This is a genomic window from Terriglobia bacterium (assembly GCA_020073205.1).
Lineage (GTDB): Bacteria > Acidobacteriota > Polarisedimenticolia > Polarisedimenticolales > JAIQFR01 > JAIQFR01.
Window position 1 is genome coordinate 1 of sequence record JAIQFR010000167.1, and the last position, 6,214, is coordinate 6,214.

Annotated in this window: 4 protein-coding genes; 2 read left to right on the plus strand and 2 right to left on the minus strand. The window is 64.7% G+C overall.

All coding sequences use genetic code 11. The features are described 5' to 3' along the window. Positions 1 to 803: 803 nt before the first annotated feature. Positions 804 to 2,045, plus strand: a complete 1,242-nt coding sequence (locus LAO51_19670) for a cobalamin-dependent protein (GenBank protein MBZ5640963.1) — start codon at positions 804 to 806, stop codon at positions 2,043 to 2,045. A 281-nt stretch (positions 2,046 to 2,326) separates the two neighbouring features. Here LAO51_19670 and LAO51_19675 read toward each other — a convergent pair whose 3' ends face one another. Next, the gene (locus tag LAO51_19675; protein ID MBZ5640964.1) at positions 2,327 to 2,632 is read right to left on the minus strand and encodes an MTH1187 family thiamine-binding protein; all 306 of its coding nucleotides are present in this window, start codon (positions 2,630 to 2,632) and stop codon (positions 2,327 to 2,329) included. Next, on the minus strand, positions 2,629 to 2,802 hold the full coding sequence (locus LAO51_19680) for a hypothetical protein (protein MBZ5640965.1): 174 nt from the start codon (positions 2,800 to 2,802) through the stop codon (positions 2,629 to 2,631). Before LAO51_19680 ends, LAO51_19675 begins: the two co-directional genes overlap by 4 nt. A 516-nt stretch (positions 2,803 to 3,318) precedes the next feature. On the opposite strand from LAO51_19680, the gene LAO51_19685 reads away from it, so the two are divergent. Continuing rightward, the gene (locus LAO51_19685) at positions 3,319 to 5,499 is read left to right on the plus strand and encodes a hypothetical protein (protein ID MBZ5640966.1); all 2,181 of its coding nucleotides are present in this window, start codon (positions 3,319 to 3,321) and stop codon (positions 5,497 to 5,499) included. Positions 5,500 to 6,214: the final 715 nt, after the last annotated feature.

Below are 6,214 nucleotides of genomic sequence, written 5' to 3' on the forward strand. Positions count from 1 at the left end.
CCGTGAACAGGCCTCGATCGATCGCGTGGCGATCAGCCGCGCGCTGATCGAGCTGGGTTTTCTCTTGATCCGAAGGAGGCGAATTACTCCACCGATTTCGATCCTCAGACAGAGAAAGATTTCGTGAGGGACACATGCGGAAGTATCTGAGGTCCCTGGGCGAGGATGAGGTAAATTGCTACGAGTTCGGGAACGGCCCTAACTACAGGATTCGAGTAGTGCGAAAAGCGCTCGAGAGCTTGAAGCTTCCTGGTAATCTCCTTCGTCACGGAGTGCGACGGGCGGTTTATGTCGCGCCTCTCGCGGACAATACCGCGGCCTTTCTGAGAGGAGAGAACGAGCGCTTAAGGTGGCACAGGCGACCCCTTGAGGCAGTAGTCAGCATCTGGCGGGAGCGTTGGCTTCTCCCTCGTGCATCGCGAGATGCATCGTATCGGACCTTCGATAGCGATAGCTGGCGCGGGATCACCGGAGGCTAGGCGGACCAAATGTGGGAACTCGACGGGGGACCGCGTCCCGCCCGGTTCGGGTCCGCGCCTCCCTCCTTCGCCGGCTTGACGTGGTCGATCACGTAGCCGGGGCAGCGGGCGGTCGCGGCAAGAAGTCAAACGAGCACGGGGCGGGAGTCACGAGCAAGAAACGAACGCGCGGTCCCGAAGCGCCGCGTGCTACAGTTCTCTTGAAGACGCTCGAGGGGACGGTTGCGCGAGCGGTCCCACTCGGACCTGGCGTCCGAGTGGAAGCAGTCCGGCACGGCCTGCAGGAGACCGATCCTACGAGGGTGCCCGCGGGGAGCCATGAGCATGAAGGTGCTGCTCATCTCGGCCAACACCGAGCGCCTCAACATGGTGACGATTCCGCTCGGTCTGGGCCTGGTCGCGGCCGCCACGCGGGCCGCGGGTCACGAGGTCGCGTTCCTCGACCTGCTCCGCGAGACTGAGACGCGGGGGGTGGTGAGACGCGCGCTGGCCGCCTTCGCTCCCGGCGTGATCGGCATCTCGGTACGCAACATCGATGACCAGTGCCAGGCGAACCCGCGCTTCCTGCTCGAACCGGTCCGCGAGGTGGTCGATGAATGCCGCGTGGGATCGCGGGCGCCGATCGTGCTGGGCGGCGCAGGCTATAGCATCTTCCCGCGAGAGGCCCTCGCATTTCTGGGCGCCGATTACGGGGTCGCCGGCGACGGCGAGGCCGCCTTCGTGGCCCTGATCGAGCGGCTCGCGGCGGGAGACTCGCCATCGGACCTGCAGGGCGTCTACACGGCGAGCGGCCCGCCTCGGATCTCGCGTGCGCAGGCGCGGGATCTAGATGTCCTACCCCTCTGGGACGATGCACTCGCGCCGGCGGCGAACGACGATCTCTGGATCCCAGTGCAGAGCCGGCGGGGCTGCCCGAACGACTGCTCGTACTGCTCGACCTCTCGTGTCCAGGGTCGGCGCATCCGCCGCCGTTCGCCGCGCCGCGTGGTGGAAACCGTAGCCCGGCTGTCCCGCACGGGACACCGTCGCTTCTACTTCGTGGACAATTCCTTCAACATTCCGGAGCGCCATGCGCTCGAACTCTGCGCGGCGCTGGCCGCTCTCGACCCGCCCGTAATCTGGCGCTGCATCCTCTATCCGGAGCGCGTGCGCGAGGCGCTCGTGCGGGCGATGGCGGCGGCGGGCTGCTGCGAGGTGAGCCTGGGATTCGAGAGCGGATGTTCGCGCATCCTGCGCGAATTGAACAAGCGCTTCACGCCCGGGGACGTGCGGCGTACGTCTGATCTGCTCGCCGCCCACGGCATCCGCCGCTTCGGCTTCCTGCTGCTGGGCGGACCGGGTGAGACGCGAGAATCGGTCGAGGAGAGCCTCACCTTCGCCCGGTCGCTGCACCTCGACGACCTGCGGATTACCGTCGGCATCCGCATCTATCCGGGCACGCCGCTGGCGAGGCGGGCCGCCGCCGAGGGCGTGATCGGGAGCGAGGACGACTTGCTGCGTCCGCGTTTCTACCTGGCGCCAGGGCTCGAGCCGTGGATTCATGCCCGGCTGGGCGCAGGACTCTGAGCAAGGTCCCTGGGCACCTGGGCGAAAATGCGCGTGGGAGGCTGGCGGCGGGCTGGGAATCGAGGTGACGCAGCAGCCACTTCCCGGACACCACTTCGCATCCGCAGCCCGAAGGTCCGTTTCAGGTCACTTCGCGCACGCCGGGAGCACCGCCGGGTTCCTCCCGCTCAACTCCCCGCTCGTCTTCCTACCGTACCTCTTCCGCCCCTGGTATGTGGCGGCGGTGATGAAGTACGCCCCCCTAGTCTGACGGTCATTCATGAAGTGCTCTCCGCGGCGAATTAGCCGGCTACCAGTTTCTTCTTCACGCTCTGGACCATCTCCTCGCCACTCTCTGACCGGTCCGTCCGCGTGCCGACCTTGAGATGCGTCGAGATCCGCAGCGCGCCCATGGCGTGAACGGTCTCGACGCATTTCCGGACCGCAGCAAACACCTCATCCCACTCTCCCTCGACGTTCGTGCCGTGCGCGTGGAGCTGCGGGTTCAGCCCCGCCTCCGCGAACACGCGCTCGCAGGCGGCGATGTACTTCGACAGGGAGATCCCGACTCCGATGGGGATAACGCTGACCATCACGCTGGCTTTCATGTCCGCTCCTTCATTGTTCTGCCAGCCCAGTACTCCCGCTGATCCTTCGCCTTCGCGTCCTTCCCGGTCTGCCACGGCTCGTGTGCGCCGCCGTCCTTCACCGCCTTGACGTGGTCGATCACGTAGCCGGGGCGGCGGGCGGTGATCACCGGCAAGCGGACAATCCCCATCCCATTCCTTGCCAAGGGAGGTCGCACCGGAATCCGCAACTCGAAAGGAGCATTGACACCCACGGGTAATAGGAGTAGGCGGGACACAGCTATCCAGGGGCATGTCCATGAGGCGAGCAACCGCATGCCGAAGGTACTCTGTGGGTATTTCCGTTCTCGGCTCCCCGATCAACTCCTGGATTTGCCGCTTGACCTTCGAGGAACGCAGCAAAACCCAGGCCCGGGCATCGAAAGACTTCGACCGTGAAAGCGGGCGTCGCGTTGGTTACTGATGCGCGCATAATTGAATCAACCGAGCGGTCAAGAACAAAGTTGGCACAACAAGAGGACTGCACCAAGCCCGGGGGCATCCGAATCCTCTGGATCGCTCGCGGAGTGCGACTTTCCGTCCGGCGAGGTCGTGGCCGCAACATCGAGACGATACAAAGTGCGCTGACGTTTGTTGAGCAGGTAATGCGTCAGTCGGTAACGTGTCCTCCGGACGTTTCGCTTTTCCGCCAGAGGAGGGGAATGATGTTGAACCATCACGAGAAGAAGTGGCATGTGCTCTGTAGGAACGCGGCTATCCTGGCAATTTGCGTTCTTGCAGCATCCAGACCGAGCAACGCTGCGGACAAGCACGCGCTAGGCAACATTCCGCTGTCACAAGAGGAATATGCGAAACTGCTAAAGACCATGCCGCCCTCGGCCATGGCGCTCCCGGCGGCCTACGATGCGCGCGCCGCCGGGATCGTCCTGGAGCCGGCGAAGGATCAGGGTGATTGTGGCTCCTGCTGGGCTTTTGCGATCGCCGAGGCGTTTCAGGCTCACCTGTTGAAGTCGACCGCGGTCGGCCGGAAGAATCTGTCCGAGCAGCAGCAAGTCTCGTGCAACACCGATACCGCCGACGATATATGGGGTTGCTGCGGTGGCAATTTCAAGGCTCTGAGTTACTGGGGAGTGGACGGCGGGGTGTGGCCGATCGAAGATAACTACTTCGGCTATAACGAATCAACGACCACCTGCCCGCCAACCTACCGGTCAGTCGCCTGCGGGAACATCAATCAGTCGGTTCCGGCGGCTGCGCCCTACCGCGTCGGCGACATCTACACGATCGACACCAGCGATCCGGTACAGGTGAAGACATCCATTTTCACCACAGGGCCGGCGTACTTCTCCTTCGACGTGTACGATGACTTCAATAGCTACTGGCTGAAGACGCAGTCTTTTCCCAACAACGTATACAGCAAGGGGGCCGGGGCCGTGTATGAAGGGTCTCACGCGGTCTTGGTGATGGGCTGGGACGACAGCAAGGGGGCGTACCTCTGCCAAAATAGCTGGGGAGCGATGGAAGGGCCCTTGGGCGATGGGACCTTCCTGATCGACTACACTGACTACAACGCGTTGATGTTCCAGGTCGCGAACTTCGACCTAGTTTCTGCCGCCGCCGCCAGTTTGAAGGGTGTGGGCTACCTACCTGGTTCAACACCGCCCTACAGCGAGGCTTATGGCGTATCGCGAGACGGGCGGGTCGTGATTGGGCGCGGCGGTTCTGCCTCCGGGCTTCAGGCCTTCAAGTGGACAGAATCTGGCGGCATCGTTGGCCTAGGGTACTTGAGCGGGTACACGGCAAGTGAGGCCTATTCGGCTTCAGGGGACGGCTCAGTCATCGTCGGGAGCAGCGAGGTTACCTGGCCCCCGCCTCGGCAGGCGATTTGCTGGAGGTCTTCCAGCGGGATGGTAGGGCTTGGGTGGCTGCCTGGGGGAGGAGGGGACAGGAGCTGGGCGAAGGACGTTTCATCGGATGGTTCGGTCGTAATAGGGAATAGTTACAAGGGGACAGGTACCTCCCCGGAGGGCTTCCGTTGGACCGAGGCGAGCGGCATGGTCGGCCTGGGTTACCTGGCAGGCGCGTCGGCTAGCTACGGCGTGGGTGTCAGCGCCGATGGCTCGACCACCGTGGGCGGGAGCTGGTTTGGGGGGGTGAATTGGGAGGCGACTCGCTGGACATGGAACGGCGCGACCATCGGGCTCGGGGATCTGGCTGGTGGAGATTCCAACGGCACGGCGTACGACGTGTCCGACGATGGCAACGTCGTTGTGGGGCAGTCGAGTTCAGCCCTTTACCCCCAAGGTGAGGCGTTTCGGTGGACCCCCAGCGGCGGAATGGTGGGCCTCGGTGCCTTGCCAGGAGCTTCGCAATGTACAGCCATGGGGGTTTCCGCGAACGGTTCCGTCGTGGTCGGATTCTGTGTGATCGGGGCGGGCTGGGAGGCGTTTTACTGGAACGCCGGTACCGGCATGATCAGTCTCCGTGATCTACTCGTGAATACGTACGGTCTCGACTCAGGTGCTTGGACACTTGGCTCGGTCGCTGGCGTGTCCGCAGATGGTTTGACGATTGTGGGTGGGGGCAGTTACCAAGGCAACACACAAGGCTGGGTTGCGAGCCTCAGTCAGCCACCTTCGCCCCTTTGCACCGACGGCACCCCCTTCAACCAATGCGCCGGGCAGAAGCCACAGTTTTGCACACCAGGAGGCCTCGTCATGATGTGCGGCGTCTGCGGATGCCCTTCTGGAGCGCCCGTGTGCAAGGTCGACGGAACTTGCGGGCCGCGATCGCCGCGGCGCGGCGCGGGCCGCGGGTCGACGGAGCGCACGGCGCCGACGCCACCGGGGCCAGTACCTCTCGAGCCGTTGCCCCCCGAGACGCGTTGAGGTAGCAGGCCCGGGTGCGCTCGGCCAGCGCAGGCGTCGGTCTGATCTCGGCGCGAAACGGGCGGCCGCGCTTCCAGAAGCGCGCCCCGCCTGGCGGAGTCGGCGGAAGGTTCATGAAAGCGGCTGGGTTGTGGTGTGCCCGTCCCGCGGAGGTTCGTACCATCGCAAGCGTGCCATTCGGTTGACGAATTCGCGGCTGGCGCGGGTTGCCTGCGCGATAGCAAGGCACGGAGTCGCGCGAGGGGCTGCGAGCGGTCACGACGCTACGCCCCCGGCCCTTCGATCCAGGTCTGGTGGTCCCCGCGGAATACCCCCAACGCAGCGATCCGCCCCCGCCACTCCGAGGCCTCCCGCGGCGACACCCAACCGGCCCTCTCCAGCGCGGCGAGGAGGCGGAGGGCGTCGGGCAACTCCTCCGTGTCGAGGTCCCAGACGAACTCGTCGATACGCGTGGCGGTGATGGCGAGAATCTACGCCGAGTCGGATGCCGAGAAGCGAAATGAGGTTGCCGGTGCGGAACGGGTGACCGCACGGCGCCCGGCACGAAGCGAGGTACGCAAGCCGAACGATTCCATCCCGTTCCCTGCCGAGTCGCGCGACGTCGACATCTTTCCCTGACTCGCAAGCCTCCGGCGGGGTGCCGATACGCAACCCATCGCGCCACCGCGCCTCGCCCGCCGGTCACCCGGCCCCTTCCCCCTCGGGCGCGACCAGC